Annotated in this window: 27 protein-coding genes and 1 rRNA gene; 27 read left to right on the forward strand and 1 reads right to left on the reverse strand. The window is 51.3% G+C overall.

The features are described from left to right. The first annotated feature begins 27 nt into the window (after positions 1–27). The 25 genes from WFJ73_RS28930 to WFJ73_RS29050 all read left to right on the forward strand — a co-directional run bounded on the left by WFJ73_RS28930 (position 28) and on the right by WFJ73_RS29050 (position 24,767). Positions 28–2,478: an asparaginase domain-containing protein gene (locus WFJ73_RS28930; RefSeq protein ID WP_336776364.1), complete on the forward strand. Its 2,451-nt coding sequence runs from the start codon at positions 28–30 to the stop codon at positions 2,476–2,478. Between the two features lie 167 nt (positions 2,479–2,645). Continuing rightward, a complete protein-coding gene (locus tag WFJ73_RS28935) occupies positions 2,646–3,875 on the forward strand; it encodes a LolA family protein (RefSeq protein ID WP_336776365.1) in 1,230 nt (409 codons plus the stop codon). Positions 3,876–4,042: 167 nt separating this feature from the next. Then, entirely contained in the window at positions 4,043–5,227 is a 1,185-nt protein-coding gene (gene alr, locus WFJ73_RS28940) for an alanine racemase (protein WP_336776366.1), read from the forward strand. A gap of 217 nt (positions 5,228–5,444) precedes the next feature. Beyond that, entirely contained in the window at positions 5,445–5,726 is a 282-nt protein-coding gene (locus tag WFJ73_RS28945) for a CopG family ribbon-helix-helix protein (RefSeq protein WP_041613299.1), read from the forward strand. Positions 5,727–5,729: 3 nt separating this feature from the next. Continuing rightward, the gene (locus WFJ73_RS28950; protein ID WP_015842701.1) at positions 5,730–6,080 is read left to right on the forward strand and encodes a type II toxin-antitoxin system PemK/MazF family toxin; all 351 of its coding nucleotides are present in this window, start codon (positions 5,730–5,732) and stop codon (positions 6,078–6,080) included. 368 nt (positions 6,081–6,448) lie between these two features. Further along, positions 6,449–7,162: a flagella basal body P-ring formation protein FlgA gene (locus WFJ73_RS28955; protein WP_336776367.1), complete on the forward strand. Its 714-nt coding sequence runs from the start codon at positions 6,449–6,451 to the stop codon at positions 7,160–7,162. Then, entirely contained in the window at positions 7,159–8,007 is an 849-nt protein-coding gene (locus tag WFJ73_RS28960) for a hypothetical protein (protein WP_336776368.1), read from the forward strand. The genes WFJ73_RS28955 and WFJ73_RS28960 overlap by 4 nt, the downstream gene beginning before the upstream one ends. After that, positions 8,004–9,371 carry an ATPase, T2SS/T4P/T4SS family gene (locus WFJ73_RS28965; RefSeq protein ID WP_336776369.1) on the forward strand — a complete coding sequence of 456 codons (1,368 nt, stop codon included), beginning with the start codon at positions 8,004–8,006 and terminating at the stop codon, positions 9,369–9,371. The genes WFJ73_RS28960 and WFJ73_RS28965 overlap by 4 nt, the downstream gene beginning before the upstream one ends. Beyond that, the gene (locus WFJ73_RS28970) at positions 9,368–10,303 is read left to right on the forward strand and encodes a type II secretion system F family protein (protein WP_336776370.1); all 936 of its coding nucleotides are present in this window, start codon (positions 9,368–9,370) and stop codon (positions 10,301–10,303) included. Before WFJ73_RS28965 ends, WFJ73_RS28970 begins: the two co-directional genes overlap by 4 nt. 20 nt (positions 10,304–10,323) lie before the next feature. After that, a complete protein-coding gene (locus WFJ73_RS28975; RefSeq protein WP_336776371.1) occupies positions 10,324–11,190 on the forward strand; it encodes a hypothetical protein in 867 nt (288 codons plus the stop codon). Between the two features lie 59 nt (positions 11,191–11,249). Continuing rightward, positions 11,250–11,411, forward strand: coding sequence for a hypothetical protein (locus WFJ73_RS28980; protein WP_015842707.1), 162 nt, complete (start codon positions 11,250–11,252; stop codon positions 11,409–11,411). Between the two features lie 12 nt (positions 11,412–11,423). After that, complete coding sequence (locus WFJ73_RS28985; RefSeq protein WP_336776372.1) at positions 11,424–11,570, forward strand: hypothetical protein; 147 nt, start codon at positions 11,424–11,426, stop codon at positions 11,568–11,570. Further along, positions 11,567–11,992 carry a hypothetical protein gene (locus WFJ73_RS28990; RefSeq protein ID WP_336776373.1) on the forward strand — a complete coding sequence of 142 codons (426 nt, stop codon included), beginning with the start codon at positions 11,567–11,569 and terminating at the stop codon, positions 11,990–11,992. The genes WFJ73_RS28985 and WFJ73_RS28990 overlap by 4 nt, the downstream gene beginning before the upstream one ends. A 20-nt stretch (positions 11,993–12,012) precedes the next feature. Then, positions 12,013–12,498, forward strand: coding sequence for a hypothetical protein (locus WFJ73_RS28995; RefSeq protein WP_336776374.1), 486 nt, complete (start codon positions 12,013–12,015; stop codon positions 12,496–12,498). A gap of 134 nt (positions 12,499–12,632) precedes the next feature. Next, positions 12,633–13,859, forward strand: coding sequence for a M24 family metallopeptidase (locus WFJ73_RS29000; protein ID WP_336776375.1), 1,227 nt, complete (start codon positions 12,633–12,635; stop codon positions 13,857–13,859). A 28-nt stretch (positions 13,860–13,887) separates the two neighbouring features. Next, positions 13,888–14,367 carry a PH domain-containing protein gene (locus WFJ73_RS29005; RefSeq protein ID WP_336776376.1) on the forward strand — a complete coding sequence of 160 codons (480 nt, stop codon included), beginning with the start codon at positions 13,888–13,890 and terminating at the stop codon, positions 14,365–14,367. Continuing rightward, positions 14,360–15,790 (forward strand): PH domain-containing protein, encoded by a 1,431-nt coding sequence (locus WFJ73_RS29010; RefSeq protein ID WP_336776377.1) that lies wholly within the window; start codon positions 14,360–14,362, stop codon positions 15,788–15,790. Before WFJ73_RS29005 ends, WFJ73_RS29010 begins: the two co-directional genes overlap by 8 nt. A 106-nt stretch (positions 15,791–15,896) precedes the next feature. After that, positions 15,897–16,277: an ATPase gene (locus tag WFJ73_RS29015; RefSeq protein ID WP_336776378.1), complete on the forward strand. Its 381-nt coding sequence runs from the start codon at positions 15,897–15,899 to the stop codon at positions 16,275–16,277. Between the two features lie 141 nt (positions 16,278–16,418). Continuing rightward, positions 16,419–16,706, forward strand: coding sequence for an Asp-tRNA(Asn)/Glu-tRNA(Gln) amidotransferase subunit GatC (gene gatC / locus WFJ73_RS29020; protein ID WP_336776379.1), 288 nt, complete (start codon positions 16,419–16,421; stop codon positions 16,704–16,706). A 32-nt stretch (positions 16,707–16,738) separates the two neighbouring features. After that, positions 16,739–18,199 (forward strand): Asp-tRNA(Asn)/Glu-tRNA(Gln) amidotransferase subunit GatA, encoded by a 1,461-nt coding sequence (gene gatA, locus WFJ73_RS29025; protein ID WP_336776380.1) that lies wholly within the window; start codon positions 16,739–16,741, stop codon positions 18,197–18,199. Positions 18,200–18,213: 14 nt separating this feature from the next. Then, positions 18,214–19,656, forward strand: a complete 1,443-nt coding sequence (gatB, locus tag WFJ73_RS29030; RefSeq protein WP_336776381.1) for an Asp-tRNA(Asn)/Glu-tRNA(Gln) amidotransferase subunit GatB — start codon at positions 18,214–18,216, stop codon at positions 19,654–19,656. Positions 19,657–19,841: 185 nt separating this feature from the next. Further along, positions 19,842–20,483, forward strand: coding sequence for an MgtC/SapB family protein (locus WFJ73_RS29035; protein WP_442956001.1), 642 nt, complete (start codon positions 19,842–19,844; stop codon positions 20,481–20,483). Continuing rightward, positions 20,465–22,315 (forward strand): DUF4097 family beta strand repeat-containing protein, encoded by a 1,851-nt coding sequence (locus WFJ73_RS29040; protein ID WP_336776383.1) that lies wholly within the window; start codon positions 20,465–20,467, stop codon positions 22,313–22,315. Before WFJ73_RS29035 ends, WFJ73_RS29040 begins: the two co-directional genes overlap by 19 nt. 75 nt (positions 22,316–22,390) lie before the next feature. Then, positions 22,391–22,825, forward strand: a complete 435-nt coding sequence (gene perR, locus WFJ73_RS29045; RefSeq protein WP_116393737.1) for a peroxide-responsive transcriptional repressor PerR — start codon at positions 22,391–22,393, stop codon at positions 22,823–22,825. 232 nt (positions 22,826–23,057) lie between these two features. Beyond that, positions 23,058–24,767 (forward strand): glycosyl hydrolase family 18 protein, encoded by a 1,710-nt coding sequence (locus tag WFJ73_RS29050; RefSeq protein ID WP_336776387.1) that lies wholly within the window; start codon positions 23,058–23,060, stop codon positions 24,765–24,767. A 65-nt stretch (positions 24,768–24,832) separates the two neighbouring features. Here WFJ73_RS29050 and WFJ73_RS29055 read toward each other — a convergent pair whose 3' ends face one another. Then, positions 24,833–25,177 (reverse strand): YgzB family protein, encoded by a 345-nt coding sequence (locus WFJ73_RS29055; protein WP_162862750.1) that lies wholly within the window; start codon positions 25,175–25,177, stop codon positions 24,833–24,835. A gap of 160 nt (positions 25,178–25,337) precedes the next feature. Here WFJ73_RS29055 and WFJ73_RS29060 point away from each other — a divergent pair, with 160 nt between their 5' ends. Together WFJ73_RS29060 and WFJ73_RS29065 are read left to right on the forward strand one after the other, a co-directional pair. Further along, positions 25,338–26,207, forward strand: coding sequence for a nucleotidyltransferase-like protein (locus WFJ73_RS29060; RefSeq protein WP_336776384.1), 870 nt, complete (start codon positions 25,338–25,340; stop codon positions 26,205–26,207). 331 nt (positions 26,208–26,538) lie between these two features. Further along, positions 26,539–26,647, forward strand: a 16S ribosomal RNA gene (locus WFJ73_RS29065); the annotation flags it as partial.

Below are 26,647 nucleotides of genomic sequence, written 5' to 3' on the forward strand. Positions count from 1 at the left end.
CCGTACACGAAAGGAGGGTAACCGGATATGACTGTCATCAGCAATAATCGTATGCTGCGGAGATTTCTTTCTCCTCTACTGATCCTAGCGCTGCTCTCCGGATTTATGGGGTATGCGCGTGCGGCGGAAGAAGCAGCTCCGCAGCTTCCCACTTTTGATATCCCCGCCTTATCGGCGGAGTCTGCAGCTTCACCGCTTCCTAATATTATGGTCGTTGCAACCGGAGGCACAATTGCCGGCGCGGCCTCGCGAGGCGATAAAACAAACTTCCAGAACTATGCGGCCGGCACGTACAAAATGGCGGATATGGTCGCTCAGCTCCCAACGCATAAAAATGCCGACGTTTCGACTTTCCAATTCGGCAATAAAGGCTCAGGCGGCTATTCGATGAAGGATCTTTACGATCTGTCGCTGGCTGTCGACCAAGCTCTTGAGGTTTATGACGGCGTTGTCGTTACTACGGGTACGGATACGATGGAGGAGATCGCTTATTTCCTTGATTTGACGGTGCGCAGCGAGAAGCCGGTTGTAGTGACCGGAGCGATGCGGCCATGGGATGTTATCGGAACCGACGGCCCGGCAAACCTTTATCAGGCCATTAAGGTGGCAGCCAGCAACAAGACCAAATGGTACGGCACGGTTATTATGCTGAACGATGTTATCCAAGCAGCGCGCGAAGTAACCAAGTCGAATGCCCATCGCCTAGATACCTTTGATACTCCGATGTTTGGAGCGCTTGGTTATGTCGATGATCCAGCCGTTCGGATGTACCGTCTGAATGCCCGGGCTTTGAAAGCGGGAACGCCGGAATGGTCGACTCCGTTTGATCTGCGGACAATCTCGAAGGATGATCTGCCGCTAGTCGAGATTGCCTACAGCTATCAGGAAGCGGGGGGCGGAGCGATTCGCGCCTTGGTTGAAGACGGCGCCAAGGGGATTGTCACTGCCGGAACGGGAGCGGGAGGCATTTCCTCGAAAATGAGCCAGGCGCGCAGCGCGGCGATTCAGAAGGGCGTTATCTTTGTAACGACAACCCGGACAGGCTCGGGCACGATGAGCGGCAGCGGTAACGGAATTATTGCCGGGGATAACCTAAACCCGCAGCATGCGCGTATGATGCTTCTCTTGTCGCTGGCCTTTTCGAAAGATTTTAATACAATAAAAGATTGGTTTGAGACGGTTGGGGCTCAGGATATCGTGATGGACGATGCGGCTCCGCCGGTATGGCCGGCAAATGCGGCGCTTACCTCGGACGCGCAAACGACGGACAGCATTGCTTTAGGCTGGCCGCAAGCAACGGATTCAACCCGATTGGCTGGATACGCGATCTATAAAGGTTCGGAAGAGACGCCAATCGCGAAGGTTGCTTCCTCCGTCAGAACGTATACCGCAAAAGGCCTTGCTTCCAATACGTCTTATACCTTTACCGTCAAAGCCTTCGACGATAAAGGTAATGAGAGCGTTGGCCTTGCCGGTATGTTCAAGACGGGCTCAACAGGGACCGGATCAGGCAGTGGAGGAACCGTTACTCCTCCAAGCAATAACGATCTTACCGTTCCGCCCGGCGGATCCGGCGAGTTGAGTGTCTTCGACAACAGCCTTACGGTGAAGGTGCCAAGCGGGGCATCCAAGGAGCAGCTTATCATTACCATTCAAAAGCTGACGCAGGCAGGCGGACTCATTGATGCGGATGACGTGCTGCTGTCCTCCCTATTTGAAGTGGTCAAAAATAATGCGGGCAACTTCCTTGTCCCTGTCACGTTGACCTTCAAATTTGACGCTTCGCTTGTCAAGAAAGGCAAGAAGCCGTCGGTCTTCTATTATGATGAAGCGATGAAGCAATGGATCGAGATGGGCGGAACGGTTAACGGGAGCACGATTTCCGTAGCAACCGACCATTTCACGAAGTTTGCCGTATTCGCGGTAGATGCGGGGCCTGCCGTGCCGGAATTCTCCGACATTGCCGGACACTGGGCTGCAGCTTCGATCCGTAGCGCGGTAGCGGCCGGTATCGTTAACGGCTACAGCGACGATACCTTTAAGCCGGAGCTTACCGTAACCCGCGAGGAGTTTATTGCGATGCTGATGCGCGCGCTTAAATCGGATGAGGCGGGAGCGAGTTTGACCTTCAAGGATAATGCTTCCATCGGTGCGTGGGCGAAAGCTGCCGTTGCGCAAGCGGTCAGCGCCGGAATTACAAGCGGTTATCCGGACGGAACGTTTAAGCCGGGCAACAAGATCAGCCGCGCCGAGATGGTCGTGATGATCGCGAAGGCCCTGCAGTTGACAACGGCGGAAGATGCCGTTACCAGCTTCTCCGACAATGCCGATATCCCGGCATGGGCAAGAGGCGCGGTGAAAGCCGTGGCGGACAAAGGCATTGTCCAAGGCCGCCTGAACAATCGTTTTGTTCCTGCCGGAACGGCGACCAGAGCGGAAGCCATTACGGTTATCGTGAAGCTGCTGGATACGAAATAATATGGAATAAAAGCTGCTCTGCAGGGTTCAATCGGCCTTGCGGGGCAGCTTTTTCGAATTATTTTTAATACAAGCTCCAGCTTGTCAAACTAGTCCGCATAATCGGCCAAGTCCCCTCATAGACATGTTACCAGTGGGAAAAACATTGTGAAGAGGGGATGATTGTAATGCGTCGCATGACATGGGCAGCGGCAATCTTGTTAGTGTTTTCACTCGTACTTAGCGCATGCGGGAAGAAGGACGCCGAGTCCGTGGTCAAGGAGCTCGACAAGGTTGTAAGCAACATGGAGAGCTACCAAGGGACAGGCACAATGAAGCTTCATACGGGTCAGCAGGAACTGACATACAACGTTGAAGTTTCTTACCAGAAGCCCCATTATTACCGCATTAAATTGACGAATGCAGAGAAGGATATTACACAAATTGTTCTGCGCAACGATGACGGCGTGTTTGTTCTTACGCCGCGTCTGAACAAAGTGTTCCGCTTCCAAAGCGACTGGCCGCAAAATCAAGGGCAGGTATATCTCTATCAAACGCTGATTCAAAGCATACTGACAGACAACTCGCGCCAGTTCGCGGTTGACGATAAATCCTACGTCTTTGATGTCATGGCTAACTATAATAACGGCACGCTCGCCAGACAAAAAATTTGGCTGAACAAATCGGATTACAAGCCGGTTCAAGTTCAAGTCAGCGATGCGAATGCATCCGTGATGGTACAGGTAGACTTTACGAGCTTCGAATTTGGTCCAAGCTTTGATAAAACAACGTTTGAGACGGAAGCAAACATGAAGTCCTCGCCTTCGAGCGGCGGCACAAGCGATCAGCCGACAATCGCGGATCCGGATCAAACGGATACGAACGGCAGCGCAAACGGTACTTCCGAGGGCAGCAAGGATGCCGTAACGCCGGATAAATCCACGGATTCGAAAGACGACAGCAAGGCTGGCGGCAAAACGGATGATAAAGCAACTAAAGATGACGACAAAAACGCGGCGGCAGAAGATGAAGAGGATGCTGACGACACGGCAGCTAATCCGCAGGCGAATGCGGCAACCAATCTCCAGGTTATGGTGCCGACAGACCTTCCGGAAGGCGTTGTTATGAAGGATAGCATGGATATCGTATTTGGCGGCTTGCCTGGCGTTGTATCCCGCTATACGGGTACCTACGACTTCTCGCTGATCCAGACTCAGCCTAAAGACATGGCGGCTACGTATTCGGGCGGCAGCTTCCTTGATCTCGGATTTACGATTGGCGAATTGACCGGCGGAGACGATCAGAAGACGCTCACATGGATCGTGGACGGCACCGAGCTTCGTTTGACAAGCAGTACGCTTCCTGAGACGGAAATGATCCGAATTGCCCAATCCGTTCAAGTGGATTCGACTAAATAAAACGCATCAAAAGCAGAGCTGAGGAAATTTTTTTCCAAGACGTGCTATCCGAATAAGGCCGCCATTTCATTGACAGCCCAAGCGACAACGTATAACATTAATCCTATTGATGTTTACAGTTGCTCGGGATTGCTCGGGGCTGCCGAATGAGGAGAAGGTGAACCGACTTGGAATCGTATTACCGCCCGACGAGGGTAGAAATTTCGCTTGATGCGCTGAACCGCAACCTGCATGCGTTCCGCAGCGCTATGCCTGAAGGGCGATTGCTGATGGCTTCGGTCAAAGCGAACGCGTACGGGCATGGCGCAGTGGAAATTGCCCGCGAAGCAGAGCGGTTCGGCGTCGATTATTTGGGCGTAGCCTTTCTGGATGAAGCGTTGCAGCTTCGGCATGCCGGGATTGCTACCCCGATTCTCGTGCTTGGATTTGTTCCGGCGGATGCGCTCGCTATCGCACGCGACAAAGATATAACCATCGCGCTTTTCCGCGAGGATATTTTGGAGGCGGCGGCGGCTCTTCCGGCTCATGCCGATGGCAAGAAGCTTAAAGCTCATATTAAGATTGATTCCGGAATGGGACGTCTTGGGATTATCGGCAAAGATGAAGCGATCGCTTTTATCCGCAAAGCGCTTGATGTTCCGCAGCTGGAGGTAGAGGGCTTGTTCACTCACTACGCAAAAGCGGACGAGACGGACAAAAGCTATACCCGCCAGCAATATGAGCGTTTTCATGCTGTTGCGGAGTACGTGCGCAGCAATAAACTGCCGATCCGCATCCTTCATGCAGCCAACAGCGCAGCAGGCATTGATACGCCGGAATATGGCGGCGACATGGTTCGCCTTGGGATCAGTATGTACGGTCTGTATCCTTCGGATGAAGTAAGCCGCGAGCGGATCAAGCTTGAACCCGTGCTTTCGCTTAAGTCGGAAGTTGTCATGGTGAAGAAGGCGCCTCCGGGCTGGGGAATCAGTTACGGTACCCGGTATGTGACCAAGCAGGAAGAGTGCATTGGCACGCTGCCAATCGGGTATGCCGACGGATTCAGCCGTATGCTGACCGGTAAAGCCCATGTGCTTATACGGGGAGTGAAAGTGCCTGTGCGGGGAACGATCTGCATGGATCAATGCATGATTGCCTTGGATCCTGCGTCATCAGATGAGGCCGTAGAGCCGGGCGAAGAAGTCGTGCTGATCGGACGGCAAGGCGGGGAAGAGATATCGGCGGAGGAGCTTGCCTTGCAGCTTGGAACGATCAACTACGAAGTAACCTGCATGCTCGCAGCCCGCGTGCCCCGCGTCTATGTAAGAGACGGACAGGTGGCAGCGGTATCGAATCCGCTCGTTTTAGGTTAGGAATTAATTACTAATAGCAACTTTTCGCGAAAAATAGAGGATTTCCATTGTCGATCGCGAATTAATTAAATCAAATTTGGATATGCTCGGAGATGCAGTAAAATCATGCAGCATATTTGATATACGCATAACATAGCTATGATAAAGTATAGTGACAGCGAATTATTGTAATAATGAATATTAATGGTTTTGGAAAAGTTTTGGGGGTGCTAGTTCGGTGGCCAATATGCAGAACACCAAGAGGATCATGATCAGCTTGCCGGATCAATTGCTGGAGGAGGTCGACGGCATCGTCGCCAAGGAAAATTCCAACCGCAGCGAGTTTATTCGGCAGGCCATGAAGCTGTATCTTGTGGAACGAAAAAAACGGCAGATCCGTGAGTCCATGCAGCGTGGGTATCTGGAAATGGCGAAGATCAACTTGAACATGGCCTCCGAAGCTTTTCAAGCGGAGGAAGAAGCCGATCATACGTTAGGCCGTCTCGTAAGCGGGGTGTAGAGGTTGATCGTAAAACGCGGAGATGTGTTTTTTGCGGATTTGTCACCAGTCGTCGGATCGGAACAGGGCGGAGTGAGACCCGTATTAGTCATTCAGAATGATATCGGCAACCGCTTCAGTCCGACGGTTATCGTCGCGGCCATTACGGCGCAAATCCAGAAAGCCAAATTGCCTACGCACGTTGAAATGGAAGCGGCGGCTCACGGCTTCGACAGAGACTCCGTCGTGCTGCTTGAGCAGATTAGGACGATCGACAAACAGCGTTTAACCGACAAGATCACCCATCTGGACGATGAAACGATGCGTAAAGTGGACGATGCTCTGCTGATCAGCGTTGGATTAATCGATTTTTAACCACAATAGAATTTATCAGTTCCGAAATAGTGGGAATTAAAATTCTATTTGGCGATAAAACCTACCTCTAAACGCGGTAGCTTATCTTCGAAAATTCTCGATAGAGGTTTTCTCACCGTCGGGATGGAACAAGGACAGCCATGTGCTGTCCTTGTTTTTTTTGCATGAATCGTCGCATTTTAGCGAATTTATGGATAATTTGAAAAAAACCTATAGACAACTATTTAGTGATTTTGCTATTATATGGTCAATTGGTTGTTAAATTACATATACATGCACGGCTTAGCGAAGAACGCTAGCAGATCAGCCTTATTAAGGCTACTGCTGCGTTCTTTTTTTTGTCGCGTGGATTAGAGAGGGGAGAGTCGATGAACAGAAGGAGAAATGCAGGCATTGGATTACTTGCCGCCATGCTGTCCGGGGTTCTGGTGTATGGCCTGTTCCAGCTGCAAAAGCTGCAGGTTACCCGCGAGGAAACGGTGGAGGTGGTAGTGGCCAAGCAGTTTGTTGAAGCAGGCAGGCGGTTAACGGAAGCGGATCTCGCATATAAACGTATCCCCCGCGAAGGCTACGAGCAGGAAATGCTTGTAGACGCCAAGCAGGCGGTAGGCATGGAGACCGTTATTCCGCTAGGGACAAACGAACCGATTCTGGGCTGGAAAATCGACAAGTATCATCTGCTTCCGACGGGCATGGAATCGACCTTTCAAATTCCGCGCGACTACGTTCGCTCCATCTCTAACGGCATTCGGGCCGGTGATAAGGTAACCGTATATTTGTCCGGCGAGAACGAGCCCTCCAGGCGGATATTTGATTCGCTTGTGACAGTCGCATCAGTGAAATCCTCAAGCAACGTGGAGATTGATAATATGAAGGATCCTAATTTGCTGTCGCTGGCAGATGGGGATAAGGAACGGATGTATGCCTCCCGGCGCGATGCGAACGGCATGATTGAATACATTAATTTGAATCTGACGGAATCGCAGTGGCTGCAGATCGACGGTTATTGCAAGGACGGTCTTCATAAGCTGGTTATCGCCTACAGTCCGGAATCGCTGCAGCTGGAGGAGGAACATACGTGAATGCGATAGCGTCGCCTTTAATCACCTTTGTTGGGACTACGCCGAATATTGGCACTACCTCGGCCGCATTTGCCGCAGCATTTCGGATGGCGGAAGCAAGCGGCAAGCAGATTGGTTATTTATGTCTTCATCTAAAAAGCGCAAAGCTTCACCGGTATTTGGGCATCGCCGAGCCGGCCGTGACGCTGGACAAGCTGAGGCCGGAGCTGAAGTCCGGATCCTTAACGCCGGACAAGCTGCAGCGCGCGGTGCAGCAGGTTAGAGGAATGCCGAATCTGCATGTGTTATTCGGCAATATGGTGAGGGACCAGGCGGAGTTTTATTCGCCTGAGGAGATGGAGCATTTGCTGCGGATTGCCGGGCAGACGTTCTCCATGGTTGTTATTGACGTAGGAGCTTATTGGGATAACGCGGCTACGATATGCGCTCTTCGTGAGGCGGATACGCGCATTATCGTCACTACCGATGCTTTATCCCACTTCCAGGAAGACGGAAAACGCTGGATTTCGCAAGTATCGCCGCTGTTTGGGCTATCAACGGAACAATACTACACGGTTGTCATTTACCCGCCATGGAGCATAGGAGGATATCGCATGAAGGATATTTGCAAAGAAATGGGCACATCGAAACTTGGAGAATTACGGTTTGGTCATCCATTCTATGCGCAGCTGGACAGCGGCCATTACGGGCAGTGGCTGAAAGAGGATCCTGCAGGCAAGCTTGCCATGCAGGAGAGCGCGGAACAGTTGATGGACCGTCATCATATACGCCGGGTAACGCCAACGCTTGCCGTACAGCCTTGGTACCGCAAGCTGCTTGCCCATCGCAACGGAGTAGGCTCTTGAGTTCGGGGGCAAGCAAATTTTCACCGTCGGATTATTCTGCGCGGCTGAGGCTGGATCAATCTGCGGCCACGGATCCTTTGGACAGAGGGGAAACGTTAGGACGCGGGGCGGATTTTGGAAGGCTGGCCGAAGAGATTAGGTCCTATCTGGCAGCCCCAAGAGGGCTGACGGAGGAGGAACGCCGGCAGTACAGCGAGACCTTGAATAGGGCCGTGCTTGGCTTTGCGCCGGAGAGGGAACAGGTGCTGGCCATCATTGCCGATAGGCTGATCCGTCTTCGCATTCACCAGCTGGACGGCTATCAACATCCCTACGCAACGCTTGCCGAAGCCTTATTCGCGGAGGTAATCGGACTTAATGTGCTTGAGCTTGTGTTAGCCAGGAAGGACGGTCTCGAGGAGATTCAAGTCGTCGGCTCGCAGATTTATGAAGTAAGAGACGGTCACACGATTCTGTCTTCCTATCGCTTTGACCATGAGAGGGACGTGGAGCGGATTCAGCAGAATCTGGTGCTGTACAACAATGACCGGATCAACCCTCGGAAGCGGTGGGCGGAAGTTATGCTGAGGGACGGCTCGCGCGTCACGATGACCGGCTTCGGTTTTACTTCGAAGCCAACGCTTACGATTCGTTTTTTTACGGTGCGCAGCTTCAGTCTGGAATCCTTGTGCTCCGCTCCTTACTGCACGTTGAGCTTGGTGATGAGGAATATGCTGCTGGATGTGCTTGAAGCGCGATTTAATCTGGTCATTATCGGCCCGACCAACTCGGGCAAGACGCATCTTATGAAGGCTCTGATCGCCGAGCTGCCGGATGAAGAACGGATCGTCACGATCGAAGGACGGTTCGAGATGATGCTCGGACGGGATTTTCCCATGAAAAATACGGTTGAATACGAAGCGGACGAGGATGATCCGCAGCACCGCGCCGAGCAGGCGTTCAAGCTGGCGCTTCGCCAATCCCCTCAGCGCATCGTGCATGCCGAGATCCGCGATATGGATGCCAATATTTATGTGCGCGCATGTACAAGGGGACATTCCGGAAGCATGACAACGGTGCATGCCAATACGCTGGAGGATGTGCCGGAAGCGATCACCGATATGTGCATGCTGGACGGACGCGGCATGAATCCGGAGCGTTTGACGAAGAGAATTGCGGAATACGTTACCCAAGTGGGTATTGAGATGCGATATTTGGGCGGCAGGCGGGTCATAGCCCGAATCGGTGAACTGAGCTGGACGAATAACGAGGTGATTGTCCGGGATTGGGCTAGATTTGATGAGACAAGCGGGCAGTGGATCTATCCCGAGAAGCCTTCGCCTAAAGCGAGGGCGCGGCTATCCGAGAGGGGCTGGCAGACTTGATTAAGCTGTCTATCGCCGCGGCGGCTCTCCTGCTCTTCAGCTTGTGGTTTATCTCCTTGTCCAGCTTGCTGCTTGTCTGGACGGAACGTCAGGAGCGGAGGGACAGACTTACATATCCGGCGAGGAACCGTCTTGGCTACCGGCTGACCGAGAAGCTGAAAAGATTCGAACGGGTATACCGCCACTTGTCGGAGCTGCTTGAGACGCTTCAGCTTAAGCTGAAGCCGTCCGGTCTTGTCATCGGATCCATATTGCTCCTGCTCGCCGGGGTTGCCGTTGGCGGTTTCTTTTTTCAGAGCATTAAGGGGACGCTGCTATTTGGCCTTGTTGTCGGTTGTCTGCCTTATACAATCTTGCGGGCAATGCTTGTCCAGAGACAAATGCAGCTGCAGATGGATTTTTTGCCGGCTATCGAGCTTTTCTATCAATGCTATTTAGTAACGGGCGGCCGGCAGGTTCGAACGGCTTTGCAGCGTACGGTTGAAGAGCGGAGATTGCTTGGCCCCATGCAGTCGGTGTTCGAACAGCTGTACCGGAACTTGTCGGTTCGCGGCGACGATGAAGCCAGCCTTCGCATTTTTTCGGCTGCGCTTGGCCATGTATGGGGGGATTATTTCGTTAATATTATGCGGGTAGCCTTAGCCGAGGGATCTCCTATTGCAGAAAGCCTGAAGGAGCTGCTGGGAGATATGCGCAAGGCGCGAAGGGCGAATGAGCAAGAGCGAAATAAATTGCTGGAGATCCGGATCGCCAACTTTACGCCGGTCCTGTTCCTCGCATTTTATATCGGCATCAATGTCCGCTACAACCGGGATAACTCCTATTACTATTACCTGATTGATCCGCAGGGAAGAGACATGCTGCTTAACGCCATTGTTCTAATCTTTGCTTCTTTCCTGATGGGGCTGTGGCTGTCGCGCAAAAAGATGTAGAAGGGAGGCTTGCGTGCCTTATGGAATCGTTTGTCCGCCTGTTTATTGCTGCCGGGGAGTTTCTGTTTGGCTTCCTGGGCGTTTATATGGTTCTTCAATCCATGCCGCGAAGAAAGCCGAGATGGTTCCATCTGGATGCCTTGAACTGGCGGACGGATGAAATGCCGGATAAGTGGTTGAAGCTGCTCCGTTTATCGCGGGAAAAGGAAACCTTCATCGAACGGGCAGCCCTTCTGGCAGGCTGCGGAGTTTCCGCGGACGCAGCTTGGTATTCGGCGGCTAGAAGAATCCTGCTTTTTCTTCTTCCCGCAATTGCTGTCCTTTACCGAGGCTTGTCAATCGAGAGGGGATCGTGGCTTTGCCATACGCTGGTGTTGACGGGGGTCGTGCTCTTGTATTGGGATTTGCCTTGGTTACGCTCGTTCCGAAGACTTCGAGCACAGCGGATAACGAAAGAAGTTTATTTGATGAGCAACCAGCTGCTGTACCTGTCCGAATCGGCTCTTCATATCCATACCAAGCTGACCCGCTGCATCCCGTTTACCCGGACGCTGCGCGGGGATCTCGAACGGCTGCTTGCCGAATGGTATCACGACGCCGAGCAGGCACTTCGCCGGTTCAAGCACCGGATCGGCACGGATGACGGCATGAGCTTTGTGGAGACGATTGACTCGTTGCGGCTTCACGAGAGTCCGGAATATTACAGGCTTCTCCGCGAGCGCATTCAGGATTACAAGGAGAAGCTGGAGCTTGCCAAGGAAAGCCGGAAGGAGTCAACCTCTTACTTTCTGTTTATCATTGCGGGGATCCCGATACTGTACACCTTTCAGATTTTTATTTACCCCTGGGTGCAGGAGGGGCGCAAGCTGTTTGAATCTTTGGGATGAACGCCCGATAACTCAACCGCTCGAATGCGGGGAAAACGCCGCGAAGGAGGTGAATCAAGATGCGCAATATTTTGATGACCGTTATGCTGCTTGTTGTCGTCATTATCCTGTTCAACAACATTATTGCGAACGATACAACGGGAACAAGCAAGCAGATTCAGACACAAGGCAGCTCGGCAAACACAAAGATCGGCTCCATGTTATCAACGGGATCGAACTAAGGGGGAGCAGCGATGCGAAGTCTGCTAATAGCTATGCTGCTTCTGGTGACCGTCATTTTGCTGTATACGGGAATTACCGGAGGCGAAGGCGGCACGAAACGGCAGGTGGAACGTTCCGGAGCCGCTATGGGCGCCTATATCCGGCAGATGAGCCCATGAGAAATATATTGGTATTTGTGTTGTTTGCCGCTATGGTGTGCTGGATGATGTTCTCGCCTATCTATAAGCATGTGCTGATTGCAAGGCAAGCGGTCTTGCAGCAGGAGACCGATTATTTGCTGGAGGTTGGCGCCAGCGGAAGCTACGGTTATATCGATACTGCTATGATGGAGCAGTCGCGGGAGCGGCTTGCCGCATTCGGGATGAAGCCTGAGCTTGTCCAGTTTGAAGTGACGGCAGATAACGGCTTTGCCGCGACTGATCCGGCTTCTCCAATTCCGAGAGGCAGCGGGATCATGCTGAAGATGAGTTATCCGTATGAGAACCTGTTCGAGATCGACCGATTGATTGGACTGGAGCCTATCGCGGAGGGCAGCCGCATGCGGACGTTCGGAATGAAGATGAGCGAGTATATGCCGTAAGGCGTGGTCAAGGAGATGCCATGTATAAGCTGATGTTGATCCTATTAATGATGACGGTATGGGTATCGGTACATTTTTTGCAAACGGATGAGGAAATGGCTATGAAGCTGCTCTATCAGGGGAAGCATGCGCTTAACCGCGCTGCCCATGCAGCTTCGCAGCAGCTGGATCCGGCAGCAATGGCCGAGGGTGTTCTGCGGATTGATCCGGCAGCGGCGGCAGCGGCAGCGGCATCTTATTTGCAGGCGAACCTTCAGCTTGATGCGCAGGGGAGTCCGCTGCCGAATTCCCCTGTCCGCGAGCGGGTTAATGTGCTTGTGTTCGAAGTCATAAATAATGATCGCAGCTTCCCTTATACGTATAGGAACGATCAATATGATTACGAGGCCACTCTCCAAAGACCGGGTGTGATCCTGATTATCCACGTCGTTTACCCGCGCGCGTTTACGATCCTCGGCCCGATCGAATGGGATATTAAAGGCGTATCGGAGTTGACGGTGAGATAGCCAGTCCAAGTCCGTTTTGAATATTAATTCTTTTAAGGGGGTTAGAATGAAGCGAAACTCTCGCTTCCAGTTGACGATCCATCATAAAATTGATCTAATAAAGGGGGAATATGGAAGTTAGGAGTTGGCTTAGAATGGAGATTAAAAAAGACATTTCAGAGGAAGTTGTGCGGGAAAGAGTAACCAAGCTGCAGGTAGCGATGCGCGCCTCGGCGATGGACGGGTTTCTACTGACCCAAAACATAGATCTTTATTATTACACCGGCTCCATGCAGAACGGATATGCCTTTATTCCGTCTCATGGAGAACCGGTTTTCTTTGTGAAAAGGAGCCTTGAGCGGGCGAAGCTCGAGTGCGGCATTTCCGTTAAGGAGCTTGGGGCCTTCCGTCTGTTTGGCGAGACGCTGGCGCGGGAATATCCTCAAGTTTTTAAAGCCGGTACGGGGAAGCCGGCTGCTGTAGCGGCAGACCTCGATGTGCTTCCGGCTCAAACCTATCTGAAGCTGTCCGGATTGTTGCAGGCCGCCGGTGCCGGTCCGATTGTTGACGGTTCGGCTATCGTTAGAAGACAACGGATGATCAAATCGACGCTGGAGATCAGCCGGTTCGAATCGGCAGCCGCCGTTGTTGACGAGGCGCTGAACGAGGCGCTTAATTTCTTGAAGCCTGGCGTAACGGAATTGGAATGGATGGCACGCGTTGAATACGAGCTGCGTATAAGAGGGCATATCGGATTGATGAGGATGCGGGGTTATAACCAGGAAATTGCGACGGGTATGTTTATCGCCGGATCTGCCGCAGCTGTTCCTACGTATTTCGATGGTCCTGCCGGCGGGCTTGGCCTTGGCGCGACATCGCCGCAAAGCGTCAGCCGCAAAGCGATTGAACGAAACGAGCCTATTCTGATGGATATCGGCTGCTGTATCGACGGTTACGTGATTGACCAGACTCGTACGGCTGTTATAGGAGAACTGCCGGAAAAGCTGGCTCATGCCTATAACGTATCCGAAGCCATTATCCGTGAAGCGGAGACCGGAATGGCGCAGGGGGCGATCTGCTCGGCTCTATATGCGAGAGCTCTCGAGCAGGCGGAAGAAGCGGGACTATCCCCGCATTTTATGGGCTATGGAGCTGACCAGGCTAAATTCCTTGGGCATGGAATCGGGCTTGAGATTGACGAATGGCCGGTTCTAGCCAAAGGCTTTGATATTCCGCTGGAAGCGGGAATGGTGATCGCCGTTGAACCTAAGTTTACGTTTCCCGGTGATGGTGTAGTCGGTATAGAGAACAGCTATTTGATTACGGACGGCCGCCCTCGGGCTTTGACATTTACCAGAGAAGGACTAATCAAACTGCCATAAACAGGTATGCCAAGGGGGCTTTGCTGGAATGGACCGTTTATTATCGAAAAGGCTTCACCGGGATTACATCACCGTGTACCGAATAAGCTCGCTTATTACGCATCTTGTGCTTTACGTGATTGTTATTGCTTATCTGACGTTTGCGGCCTGGAAGCATTGGACTTACATTCCAGGGCTTATAGGGCTAGCGGTTGTAAGTTTGTCGGCGGTGCTGTTTGTATGGTTTTTCCCTGAGGTCAAATACCGGCGTTTTCAATACGAGTTGTTTGACGAGGAGCTAGAGATCAAATCCGGTCTTATCGTGATTCGCAATGTCCTTGTTCCGATGGTGCGCGTCCAGCATGTGGAGCTGGAGAGCGGACCGCTCATGCGCAAATACGAGCTTGCCAGCGTGGCGGTCGTAACCGCGGCAACCACGCACCGGATCAGCGGCCTCAAGCAGAGCGAAGCGCATTTTCTGAAGAGGCGGATCGGCCAGCTTGCGAAAGTAGATGATCAGGATGATTAAGCGAAACAAGCCGCGCAGGCTGCACCCGATTTATATCCTTTTTCCATTGTTCAATACGGTAAAAGGGCTGCTGCCGCTCATCATTATTACCTTGCTGCAAGGCGTGAACTGGTCGGGGGTAAACGGATATATGTATCTAGGCATTCTGGCTGCCGTTACCTTGCTTATGTTTCTTGGCTTATTCGGCTGGCGCAAATTTTCCTTCACCGTGGAGGATGACCGGATCGTCATCCGCAAAGGGATCCTGTTCAGAGACGAGAAGACAATCTACTTTGGCCGGATTCATTCGGTTAACCTCGAGCAGCCTATTCTGCAGCGGCTATTTGGCGTCACGCAGGTCAAAATCGAAACGCCTGGCGGCAGCAAGAAGGCTGACGGGATTCTCGCGGCCCTGACCGAGAAGGATGCTAGACAGCTGCAGAAGCTTCTGCTTGCTCCCCATGAACAGCCGGCGGAAGCTGCCGTACAGCAGCTTCAGGTTCTCCCTAACTATCGATTAACCACGGGCCAGCTGCTGCTTGCTGCCGCGACCTCTCTTAATTTTGGCCTGGTTGTTGCTTTTATCGCGGGGATTATCTCTCTGGCGGATGATTTCATTAACGAGCTGGCACCCAATCTGTATTCCACGCTCTACAAGGAATCAACCAGCGTAGATCCCAATTATACCGTCATAGCGGTTATTGCGGTATGCGGGCTTGCCGTTGCATGGCTGCTATCCCTTGTTTTGTACGTCATCAAGTTTGCCGGGTTTACCGCAAACAAACAGGATGAGCAAATCACAATCTCTTACGGTCTCCTGGAGAAAAAAGTGCATCACTTCGATGCGCGCAAGGTACAGGCGGTTATCGTGGCGGAAGGGCTTCTTCATCAGTGGATCGGATTTGCCCAAATTCAGCTGCAGGTTATCTCCTCGGATAAAACGGAGCGGTTGATGCTGCATCCGTTTGTTCCCTCAGCATCGCTTCAATCCGTTTTGACCTGCTTTGTGCCGCAGTTTACGGCCGCAGAGATTAGGATAGCCGCGCCGAAACGGGCTTTTTTCGATTACGTTTGGAAAGGGCAGCTCGTTGCCATTTTCCTTTCTGCCGTCTTGATCTATTTTTTCCATATCCACGGGTTATGGTCTCTTCTCTTGCTTCCCCTTGCCGCAGCCTGGAGCTGGAGCTGCCTTTCGGCGGCGGGCATGAACTTGGAGGACGGACAGTTAACCCTTCGCAAGCGAAGCTTGACGAGAATGACCTATTACATGCGCAGGCCTCAGATTGTCTCCATGGCTACAAGACGTACGAGAGGGCAGCGGAAAAGACGGCTGCTGACGGTCTCGGCGCATGTGCTTGGCAGTCAACAGGCTTACCGCGTCTATTGTCTTGAGCGGGAGGATGTGGAGAAGGTATGGCGCTGGTACAGCCGGCATCAAACCTGAAAATAAGAAAGGGACAGCCGCCTGCTCCTTCTGAAATTGGACACCGCTATTATTTTTTAGTAGGATAATAGAGATAGACAGCGGCTGATAGACAGGAGTGAACACAATGCTGAGTTTAGGGGCAAAAGTTGTTATTATCGCTGACCAATTCGAGCAAAATCTCCCTCTCGGGGAGTATGGCTATATAATCGCTTACGACCGCAATCCGGACAATGTGTTCGATTATGTGGTAAGAGTGCCTGCGGCTAACCGCAATTTCCTTGTTCCGGACGAGGATATTGAACTGGAGGAAGTGCTGCTGCAGGAGGAGGTTGACCGGGTCGAGCGGGAGGCGCTGATTGATTACGCGCTGGCCACATATAACGAAGAGCTGTTCAACCGGATTGTAAAAGGCGAAGAAAAGCCCGAGGAGAAGGACAATACGGGCGGCGAGAGCCAAACAACGGAAGACTTTATTCGCCAGGTTAATCTGAAGGCGTGGATATAACGGCAATCATCCAAGCGGAGCTTATCCCTTAACGGGAGAGGCTCCGTTTCATTTTGCCTGCCTGAACACTTTGTGAAATGGCGATTATAAGCTATAATAGGAGGAATGAGTAGAAGGCTTGAAAGGGAGGACGAAGCATCCATGAGCATTACGATTAAAGACGTAGAGCATGTTGCGAATTTGGCGCGGCTGGAGCTCTCGAAGGAAGAAAAAGAACAATTTACGGGACAGCTGAATGCGATCCTGAAATATGCGGAAAAGCTCGACAGCCTGGATACGGACAATGTAGAGCCGACCAGCCATGTGCTGCCGATTACGAACGTGATGCGGGAAGATATTACCCGCGAATCGCTTCCGATTGAAAAAGTGCTGCTTAACGCACCGGACGAAGAAGACGGCCAGATCAAAGTGCCGGCTGTATTGGAATAGAACTTACAGGTATTTGAAGGGAGGAACTGCTGTTGTCACTGTTTGATTTACGCCTACAGGATGTACATAGCAAGCTCAATAACAAAGAATTGACGGTTTCCGATTTGGTGGATGCTTCTTACCGCCGGATTGCGGAGACAGACGAAACGATTAAAGCTTTTCTTACATTAAATGAAGAGAATGCCCGCCGCCAGGCGGATAGCCTGGACAAGCAGCTTCTGGAGGGCGGCGAACGCGGACTTCTGTTCGGACTGCCTGCCGGCGTGAAGGACAACATTGTAACGGAGGGGCTGCTTACGACATGCGCTAGCCAATTCCTGAGCAACTATAATCCAATTTATGACGCAACAACGGTATCCAAGCTGAAGTCCGCTCAGTCGGTTACGATCGGCAAGCTGAACATGGACGAGTTCGCGATGGGCGGCTCGAACGAGAACTCCAGCTACTATCCGACTCGCAACCCATGGAATCCGGAATACGTTCCGGGCGGTTCAAGCGGCGGCTCCGCGGCTTCGGTTGCTGCAGGACAAGTCTACTTCTCCCTTGGCTCCGATACGGGCGGCTCAATCCGCCAGCCGGCTGCGTACTGCGGCATTGTTGGCCTCAAGCCGACATACGGCCTGGTATCCCGCTTTGGTCTCGTAGCGTTTGCTTCTTCATTGGATCAGATCGGTCCGCTTACGAAAAATGTTGAAGATTCCGCTTACGTGCTGCAATCGATCGCGGGTTACGACGAGAAGGATTCGACATCCGCAAACGTTGATATTCCGGACTACACCAGCGCTCTTACCGGCGATGTGAAGGGTCTTCGCATTGGCGTGCCTAGAGAGTACCTTGGCGAAGGCATTGATCCGAAGGTGAAGGAAGCCGTTATGCAGGCTCTCAGAACCTTCGAGAGCATGGGCGCTACCTGGGAGGAAGTATCGCTGCCGCATACCGAATATGCGATTGCGACTTACTATCTGCTTGCTTCCTCGGAAGCTTCGTCCAACCTGGCGCGTTTTGACGGCGTTCGTTACGGCGTTCGCGCAGACAACCCGGAGAACCTGATCGACCTGTACCGCAAATCGCGCAGCCAAGGCTTCGGCCCGGAAGTCAAACGCCGGATCATGCTGGGTACTTACGCGCTTAGCTCCGGTTATTACGATGCGTATTACCTCAAGGCGCAAAAGGTCCGCACGCTGATCAAGCAGGACTTCGATAATGTCTTCAATCAATACGATATCATCATTGGCCCTACGGCTCCGACAACGGCGTTCAAGATTGGCGAGCAGGTTGGCGATCCACTGACGATGTACCTGAACGATATTTGTACGATTCCGGTAAGCCTTGCGGGCATTCCGGCAATCAGCGTTCCATGCGGAACGGCGGACGGTATGCCTATCGGCCTGCAAATCATCGGCAAGGCATTTGATGAATCGACCGTGCTGCGTGCGGCTCATGCGTTTGAGCAGCAAACCGAATTCCATAAATTACGGCCGCAGCTAGGGTGAAGGGAGAAATGACGATGTCTGAAGCGACTCAATACGAAACGGTAGTTGGTCTCGAAGTACACGTGGAGCTGCATACCAACAGTAAAATTTTCTGCGGCTGCTCCACAGCTTTTGGAGCTCCGGCTAATACTCATACATGCCCTGTATGTCTCGGGCACCCGGGCGTTCTGCCCGTCTTGAACAAGCAAGCTGTCGAATACGCGATGAAAGCGGCAATGGCGCTTAACTGCGAAATCGCCGACATTAGCAAATTCGACCGTAAAAACTATTTCTACCCGGACTCGCCAAAAGCGTATCAGATCTCGCAGTTCGATCAGCCAATCGGCCAGAACGGCTGGATTGATATCGAAGTAAACGGCGAGACCAAGCGGATCGGCATTACCCGCCTCCATCTGGAGGAAGACGCCGGCAAGCTGACCCACGTTGACGGCGGCTATGCTTCCCTTGTTGACTTTAACCGTGTCGGTACGCCGCTTGTCGAGATCGTATCCGAGCCGGACATTCGCACGCCGGAAGAAGCGAAGGCTTACCTTGAGAAGCTGAAAGCGATTATGCTGTACTGCGAAGTATCGGACGTGAAGATGGAAGAGGGCAGCCTCCGCTGCGATGCTAACATCAGTCTTCGTCCATACGGGCAAGAGAAGTTCGGTACGCGTGCCGAGCTTAAGAACATGAACTCGTTCCGCGGCGTTCAGCGCGGTCTCGAATACGAACAAATCCGCCAGGCAGAGATTCTCAATGAAGGCGGCCTCGTTGTGCAGGAGACGCGCCGCTTTGACGATACGCTGGGCAAAACCTTTTCGATGCGCGGCAAGGAAGAATCGCATGATTACCGTTACTTCCCGGACCCTGACTTGGTTCGATTGAACATCAGCCAAGAATGGAAAGACCGTGTCCGCGCTTCCATTCCGGAGCTGCCCGATGCGCGCAAGGGTCGTTACACAAGCGAATACGGCTTGCCTTCCTATGACGCGGAAGTGATTACTTCTTCGAAGAAGCTTGCAGATTTCTTTGAAGAAAGCCTGAACTATACAAAGGATGCTAAAGCGGTATCCAACTGGATCATGGGTGATCTTCTCGGCTATCTGAACGCGAACAGCCTGGAGCTTTCCGAAGTGAAAATTACCGGCCAAGGTCTGGGAGAGATGATCGGTCTGCTCGAGAAGGGCACCATTAGCAGCAAGATCGCTAAGACGGTCTTCAAGGCGATGCTGGAATCCGGCAAGCTGCCGCAGCAGATCGTTGAAGAGCAAGGACTCGTCCAAATCAGCGACGAAGGCGCGCTTGTTGCCGTTGTGGATCAAATCATCCAAGCGAATCCGCAATCGGTTGAAGACTTTAAAGCAGGTAAAGACAAAGCGATCGGATTCCTGGTCGGCCAAATTATGAAAGAGACAAAAGGCAAAGCGAATCCGGCTCTCGTGAATAAGCTTCTGCTTGAACGTCTGAAAGCCTAATTGCCGATCCTTTGACGCCGCTCATCCTAAGTGATGGGCGGCGTCTTTTCATGGAATGCAGGTCCATATGCATACTAATATGGTACAATTATCATAATGAAAGGTTGTGCTGCCACTTGGGTCATGATCTCGCGAATCCATGGTACATTAATGAACTTCATCTCGGACTAAGGCTGCTTCTCGCCATGCTCCTAGGCGGACTGATCGGCCTCGAACGCGAACAGTCGAATCATGCGGCAGGGCTGCGCACGAACACTTTGGTATGTATCGGTTCTTGTTTGCTAATGCTCTTATCAATATACGGTTTTTCTTCTTTTGTTAACGAGACGAATGTCCGGGTCGATCCCGCCCGTCTGGCGGCTGCTGTCATAACCGGAGTCGGATTCCTCGGAGCAGGTACCATTTTGTTTACGGGCAAGTCCATTACGGGGCTGACAACGGCGGCTTCCTTGTGGGTGGTCTCGGCGATTGGACTTGCGGTAGGTGCCGGATTTTACTTTGCCGCAGTAACCACAACGGTTCTGGTTCTACTTATTCTTTATGCCTTTAATAAGCTGGAGAAAAGATACATCAGCACGAAGCGGGAGCATAAGTTAGTCGTTCAGGCAGATGAACAGTCCACCATTGTCCTTACGCTAAACACTTTGCTGACCGAGAAGCAGATTATGATACGTAAAGTCATGCTGGAGGAAAGCGCGAAGCACGAGCAGGGTGTGCAGCAGTTTATGCTTCATTTGACCGTGCAATTGCCTAAGAATGAATCGTTATTGGCTTTATTGGAACAAATCAAGCAGATGGAGGGCGTGCATTGCGTGAGCTCGGATTAGATCGGCCAAAGAGCAGACTTCTTACCTTATTACTCGCATTTGTGCTCCCCGGAGCCGGGCATTTGTATACGGGGCGTTATCAGAGAGGACTGCTCCTGACCGCCGGTCTAGTTCTTGATATAGCTGCTATTATCAGGCTGGCAGATGCAAACGCGGCAAGGCATCTGCTCTTTATTGTCTATTTGGGAATTACGCTGCCGGTGTATTATTTTGTCAGCGTTTTTGATGCCTTGCAAACTAGGGTTGATGCCAAGGATGGTTCAACGGATCAATTGTCACCGGTAATCGGCTTGTTAATTATGGCTGCCGGTGTACTGCTGTTTATTTTGACCGACCCGCCCGCGGTGCTTATTCCGTGGATGGATGACTTGGCCGAAATGGCAGTTGGACCGTTTTTAATGGTGGTGGCGCTTTTTTTATGGTTCTCGCGAGTGAAGGGAGATCAGTCCATGTTTCGATTGGGGCGGTTCACAGCCGCCGTGTTTATTATTGCGGTTGGCGGCCTGCTCTTATGGGATCAGGTGAAAGGCCGCAATGACGTTGCCTTATTGGGCAAGTGGTGGCCTGCCGTATTTATTTTGCTTGGAGCCGAGATAATTGTCTATAGCATCGTTTACCGGAAAGCGGCGAGAAAGCTGCGGTTTGATTTTATCGGCGCCATTATCGCAATTGTAATATCCGTTGTTGCGTTTACGGTGACCCAATACGCGGAGCTTCCGTTCCGCTGGCTTGATCAGTATGTTGATTTGAACGGCACACCGGACTACGGCGAAGAGAAGGGCTTTAAATTCGTAAAAGAGACGGATACGGTGCCTTTTGACGCCGCGGCCATATCCAAGCTCAAAATCTCCAATCCGAACGGGAAGGTTACGGTGCGGGGCGGCGGCACGGATCAGCTTGTTATTAATACCGAGATATGGGTGGATGTAACAGATGAACAGGCAGCCGAACAGATTGCAGACAAGTCGGCCGTGGAAAGAGTGTCGGATGCCGATTCGATGACGATAACGGCGAAAGGCGAGCCGTACGGTACGAATGGAAGCCGTAAACCGCGCATAAATATCGTCATTACGGTTCCGCAGACAACCGTTACGGCTCAGGATCCTGCGGTAAATACGGACATTCCGTCTACGGATCCTCATTCAGAGTCGAGCTCGAATTCGAATTCGAATGCAGCGGAGACTCCGTTAGACGAATCGGACAAGAATTCCGTTCCTCAGATGGCGGTAACGGTTGATGTCAATAACGGTCCCGTATCCGCAAGCGGATTGAACGCACCCGGCGGAGTCCAGCTGAAGAGCGACAATGGTAATATTGAAGTCCAGCAGATTGAGGGGCCGCTGGTGATTCACGGCCTGAATGGAGGGATTAAACTCCAGACCGTAACGGGCGATGCCGATTTATCCACGAAGAACGGTGCGATTACCGTTGATGCGCTAACCGGCAATCTGACTGCCGAAACCTGGAATGGAGCCATGACGCTGAGCGGTATTGCCGGGAGCGTGGGAGCGGACACGAAAAACGGCAAGATTGCCATGAAGGAAGTATCCGGGGAGGTCAAAGCATCTACGTTAAACGGCAATATCGAGCTGACAAGCCATACAGTGGGCGGTGATTGGGACTTGGACAGCACGGTTGGGGAGATTAAGCTTCTAGTTCCGGCGGTAGGGGATTATTCCGTATTTGGTTCGGTAACGTTTGGAAGCATTACGACCGATTTGCCGCTTACGGTAAACAAGAAAACCATCCGAGGAACCATAGGCTCAGGTACTTACCGAATTCAAGTGAATGCGACTAACAGTATTTACATACAGATGAATGAGGCGGGTTGATGAGCGCTTTCATTGACAAACCATTTTGAATGAACGTACAATAGTTCTATCTAGTAAAAGAAAGGCGTGAGGGGAATGGGAGCCAGCGTTACCGAAGCAATTGAACAATTGAAGATGAATGGCGTCCGTATGACCCCGCAACGTCACGCCATATTGAGTTATTTGATGGGCTCAATGTCACATCCGACAGCCGACGAAATCTATAAGTCGCTGTCTCCGAATTTTCCGAGTATGAGCGTGGCTACGATATATAATAACTTGAGGTTATTTGTCGAAGCGGGTTTAGTTCGCGAATTAACCTACGGTGACGATTCCAGTCGTTTTGATGCGGATTTGTCCGACCATTACCATGCGATTTGCAAAAGCTGCGGCCAGATCGTAGATTTTGAATACCCGCCGTTGCTTGAAGTCGAGCGGGCTGCTTCCAATAAGACCGGTTTTATGGTCGAAGGGCATCGTATGGAGATTTACGGAGTATGCTCCAGCTGTAGCGAGACGGCTAGAGCGTAAATGGTAGGTTGTTTATAGTTAAGATGAAATAAGGCGTGCATAGATGCGGTAATTCGCGGATTTGCACGTCTTTTTTTACAGACGCAAGAATCATCACGATCAGCCTTAATATCAGGCTGTTTGGGTGACAATGCTTTAAGTTTAAGCTTTCGATGCAAGAATCATCACGAATGGCCCTAATAAGGCCGTTTTGGGTGACAATTCTTTTTAGGAGAGTGAGCAATTGGAGACGATGTACACCAGAGCGCCGCGCCGCCGCAAGGGCGGAGGAGCATGGTATACGATGCTGTTCCTGTTATTTATCGCAGCAGCGATGGGCGTTTGGTTTATTTACATGAAGTTTATTCCGAATCAGCATATTACGGTTCCTGACTACGGGATGGAACATCCGATAACTTATCAAGGCGAAATCATGGATCAAGGTGCTTTTATACAAAACGATGAAGTCATGCTTCCGATTTCCGCTTTGCAAAAGGCGCTTGGACCGGACGAGCCCGTATATTACGAAGCGGAGACCGGCTCCATTATTTTGACAACGACCAATAAAGTATTGCGGCTGAAGACGGATGCTTTAACGGCAGAACTCAATCAGAAGCCATACGAATTGCATATCGCGGCACAGACCAAGGATGATGCCGTTTATATACCGATTACGCCGCTTGAAGAACTTTACGGACTCAAGACGGAATACAAGGCCGACTCCGGCATCGTTATTTTACTCCAAGCAGGGGAATCTATTCAGCAAGGAAAGGCATTAAAATCCAAAGGCAGCGCGATACGGACCAAGACAAGCATTCATTCCCCAATCGCGGAAAAGGTACCGCAAGGCGAGACGGTCCGCATCTGGGGTGAGGAACACGGATGGTTATTCGTGCAGGGTCCGCAAGGGCAGCTGGGATATATGCAGAAGTCTAATGTGGAGCTGGCCAGCATAGAAAAGGTTCCTCAATCAGCCAAGGAAGAGGCTTTCATACCATGGAAAGTACTCGGCAGCAAAATTAATCTCACCTGGGAAGCCGTATACGAGAAAAATCCCACTCCTGATTCCATCGGTACGCTAAAAGGGGTTAATGTAGTAAGTCCAACCTGGTTTGAGCTGCAGGATGGACAAGGAACGATCAAAGGCAAGGCGGATCCGGCTTACGTGCGTTGGGCGCATAATCAAGGCATGCAGGTTTGGGCCTTATTCAGCAATGGCTTTGAGCCTGATCAGACAACGGAGGCTTTGGCGAAGGCCGATACGCGCTTCAAAATGATCCGTCAGCTGCTAGCCTTTGCGCAGACCTATCATCTTCAGGGCATTAATATCGATTTCGAGAACGTTCGGACATCCGATAAAGCCAATCTCGTTCAATTCGTAAGAGAGCTAACCCCTCTTCTTCACGAACAAGGGCTAGTTGTATCGATAGACGTAACGCCGAAATCCAACAGCGAGCTATGGTCCATGTTCCTTGACCGCTCGGCGCTTGGGCATACCGTCGATTATATGATGGTGATGGCTTATGACGAGCATTGGGCTTCCAGTCCGGAAGCGGGTTCGGTTGCATCACTTGGCTGGACGGCAAGCGCGGTTAAACGAATTATTGAAGAAGACGGCGTATCCGCGAACAAAATCATTCTAAGCATGCCGCTATATACCCGTATTTGGACGGAACAAAACGGGAAAGTGACTTCCAAAGCCGTAGGAATGGACAAGGTTAAAGATATTATCGCAAGCAAAAAGCTTACTCCTAAGCTCGATGAAGCTGCAGGACAGAATTACGTGGAATATACAGAGAATGGCGCCTTAAACCGGATATGGATTGAGGACGCGTTGTCGATCCAAGCCCGGGTGAAGCTTATGCGCGAGCTTGGCCTGGCCGGAGTGGCTACATGGAACCGTTCTTTTCAGACTTCCTCGATCTGGCCCGTCATTGACGAAGCCATTAACAAAAGGCCTTAATACTACCTTATAGAAGTAACAAAAGAAGCAGCCCAGGCGATGAGCACCTGGGCTGCTTCTTTGTTTTATTCAACCGACGGTTCATGAGTTGCCTGAGCGGGATCAAGCGTAAGCATCGTTTTGCAATACATGCAGCGGTCGGTTTTGCCAAGCATTTTTGTCGGCCGGTGGCATTCGGGACATTCCAGCATGGTGGCGCTAGTCGACATCATGCCTGCCCAGAAATATACGACGCAACTGATTAGAAGAGAGATCATCCCGAGGACCATAAAGATCGCAGCGAAGATTTTGCCTGCGTGTCCCCACCAGACAATTCCGCCGGTTCCAATAATCATTACTCCCATGCCAACTAGCGTAAAGACGAGGCCCCACAAACGGAATTCATTGATTTTTGCCGATTTGAAAAAAATCTTATTCACTATTCCATTCCTCTCTATGACGATTGACGTATGTAACGTTAACGGTTTTTCTTTTGCAAGCAGGAAACCGCCACACTTTGTCGAAAAAGAAAGTACTATACAGATAATTATTATAGCTTAATCTATATGGATTAGCTATACGGAGGCCGAAGTGAATACGAAACAGTATTTTGTTGAAACGTATCGTTCGCAGCTGGATGTAGTGGGTCTGGTGGCAATCGAGAATCCGTATCCTTATAATCCCGTGATTGAAGGATTGGACGTTTTAGTTCTTGTTGTGCGAGAGAGTGGGGCTAATGAAACAACCGAGCATGTTTGCCAGCATGGCAGACGCATTATGGTTCGGACAGTTGACACCGGTCGTTTGGAGCAATGGATAGCTGGCAGAAGCGGCAGCGTGATCCAATGGATGGTTCGGGGGGAGATATTGATGGAGCGCGACAATTACTTGACGAATATTCGTGAGCGATTGATGTTATTTCCAGATATCATGCGGGAACAGAAGCGTTTCGCCGAGTTTTCCGGATTCTTGCGCACCTATCTGCAAGCGAAACAGGATCTTGAAGACAATCATATTTTGGATGCGCACAGTCATGTCATGGCGGCACTTCATCACTGGGCACACATCGTACTTATAGAAGAAGGACATCATCCGGAGCTCACGGTGTGGAAGCAAATCCGCAGAGTGCATCCGGGAGTCTACAAACTGTACGAGGAATTGACGGCAAGTCCGGAATCTTTGGAGCAGCGTGTCCGACTTGTTATGCTTGCTTGCGAGTTTACCGTAATGAACAAAATGAAATCCTGCTGCTCTTTGTTGTTCGAAGCCATCAGTAGCAGACAGGAGCCATGGACTATATGCGAACTGCAGAACTATCCGCCGATTCAGGAGCTGCGTATTGATCTTTCCCTGATTGTTCAGAATCTGGTCAAACGAGCTTATGTTCGTGAGGTGGCGGTTATGCCGGCGAACGGAGATCCGGATGTGATGGAACTAAAGTATTTGTTAACGGCCATCTGATACAAACGGCATAAAATACCCGCCCCTTTCGCGCGGGTATTTTATTTTTGAAAAAGGTTGACTTACTATTTGGCCCTATGGTACATTAATACTCGCCGCTTTTGAGGCAGGTCAAAATAAGTCGAAATCGACAGCTGAAAAAGATGTCGAAAGACGAAAAAAAGTGCTTGCAATCATATAGGCAACTGTGATATATTATAAAAGTCGCCGCTGAGAGAAACGGCGATGAACGAAAGAAGAAATTGTTCTTTGAAAACTGAACAACGAGCGAAACTGCCCCGTTAGAAATAACGGAAAAGCGATAAAACAAGTAATGAGCAAGTCAAACACTTTAATGGAGAGTTTGATCCTGGCTCAGGACGAACGCTGGCGGCGTGCCTAATACATGCAAGTCGAGCGGACTTTGCCTTCGGGTAAAGTTAGCGGCGGACGGGTGAGTA

The organism is Paenibacillus sp. MMO-58, from assembly GCF_037146255.1.
Classification (GTDB): Bacteria; Bacillota; Bacilli; order Paenibacillales; family Paenibacillaceae; genus Pristimantibacillus.

What these genes read in the sequence shown, in the direction of transcription:
- WFJ73_RS28930 (WP_336776364.1), top strand. Translation starts at nt 28, where the DNA reads ATGACTGTCATCAGCAATAATCGTATGCTGCGGAGATTTCTTTCTCCT.
- WFJ73_RS28935 (WP_336776365.1), top strand. Translation starts at nt 2,646, where the DNA reads ATGCGTCGCATGACATGGGCAGCGGCAATCTTGTTAGTGTTTTCACTC.
- WFJ73_RS28955 (WP_336776367.1), top strand. Translation starts at nt 6,449, where the DNA reads ATGAACAGAAGGAGAAATGCAGGCATTGGATTACTTGCCGCCATGCTG.
- WFJ73_RS28975 (WP_336776371.1), top strand. Translation starts at nt 10,324, where the DNA reads ATGGAATCGTTTGTCCGCCTGTTTATTGCTGCCGGGGAGTTTCTGTTT.
- WFJ73_RS28980 (WP_015842707.1), top strand. Translation starts at nt 11,250, where the DNA reads ATGCGCAATATTTTGATGACCGTTATGCTGCTTGTTGTCGTCATTATC.
- WFJ73_RS28985 (WP_336776372.1), top strand. Translation starts at nt 11,424, where the DNA reads ATGCGAAGTCTGCTAATAGCTATGCTGCTTCTGGTGACCGTCATTTTG.
- WFJ73_RS28990 (WP_336776373.1), top strand. Translation starts at nt 11,567, where the DNA reads ATGAGAAATATATTGGTATTTGTGTTGTTTGCCGCTATGGTGTGCTGG.
- WFJ73_RS28995 (WP_336776374.1), top strand. Translation starts at nt 12,013, where the DNA reads ATGTATAAGCTGATGTTGATCCTATTAATGATGACGGTATGGGTATCG.
- WFJ73_RS29000 (WP_336776375.1), top strand. Translation starts at nt 12,633, where the DNA reads ATGGAGATTAAAAAAGACATTTCAGAGGAAGTTGTGCGGGAAAGAGTA.
- WFJ73_RS29005 (WP_336776376.1), top strand. Translation starts at nt 13,888, where the DNA reads ATGGACCGTTTATTATCGAAAAGGCTTCACCGGGATTACATCACCGTG.
- WFJ73_RS29010 (WP_336776377.1), top strand. Translation starts at nt 14,360, where the DNA reads ATGATTAAGCGAAACAAGCCGCGCAGGCTGCACCCGATTTATATCCTT.
- WFJ73_RS29015 (WP_336776378.1), top strand. Translation starts at nt 15,897, where the DNA reads ATGCTGAGTTTAGGGGCAAAAGTTGTTATTATCGCTGACCAATTCGAG.
- gatC (WP_336776379.1), top strand. Translation starts at nt 16,419, where the DNA reads ATGAGCATTACGATTAAAGACGTAGAGCATGTTGCGAATTTGGCGCGG.
- gatB (WP_336776381.1), top strand. Translation starts at nt 18,214, where the DNA reads ATGTCTGAAGCGACTCAATACGAAACGGTAGTTGGTCTCGAAGTACAC.
- WFJ73_RS29035 (WP_442956001.1), top strand. Translation starts at nt 19,842, where the DNA reads ATGCTCCTAGGCGGACTGATCGGCCTCGAACGCGAACAGTCGAATCAT.
- perR (WP_116393737.1), top strand. Translation starts at nt 22,391, where the DNA reads ATGGGAGCCAGCGTTACCGAAGCAATTGAACAATTGAAGATGAATGGC.
- WFJ73_RS29050 (WP_336776387.1), top strand. Translation starts at nt 23,058, where the DNA reads ATGTACACCAGAGCGCCGCGCCGCCGCAAGGGCGGAGGAGCATGGTAT.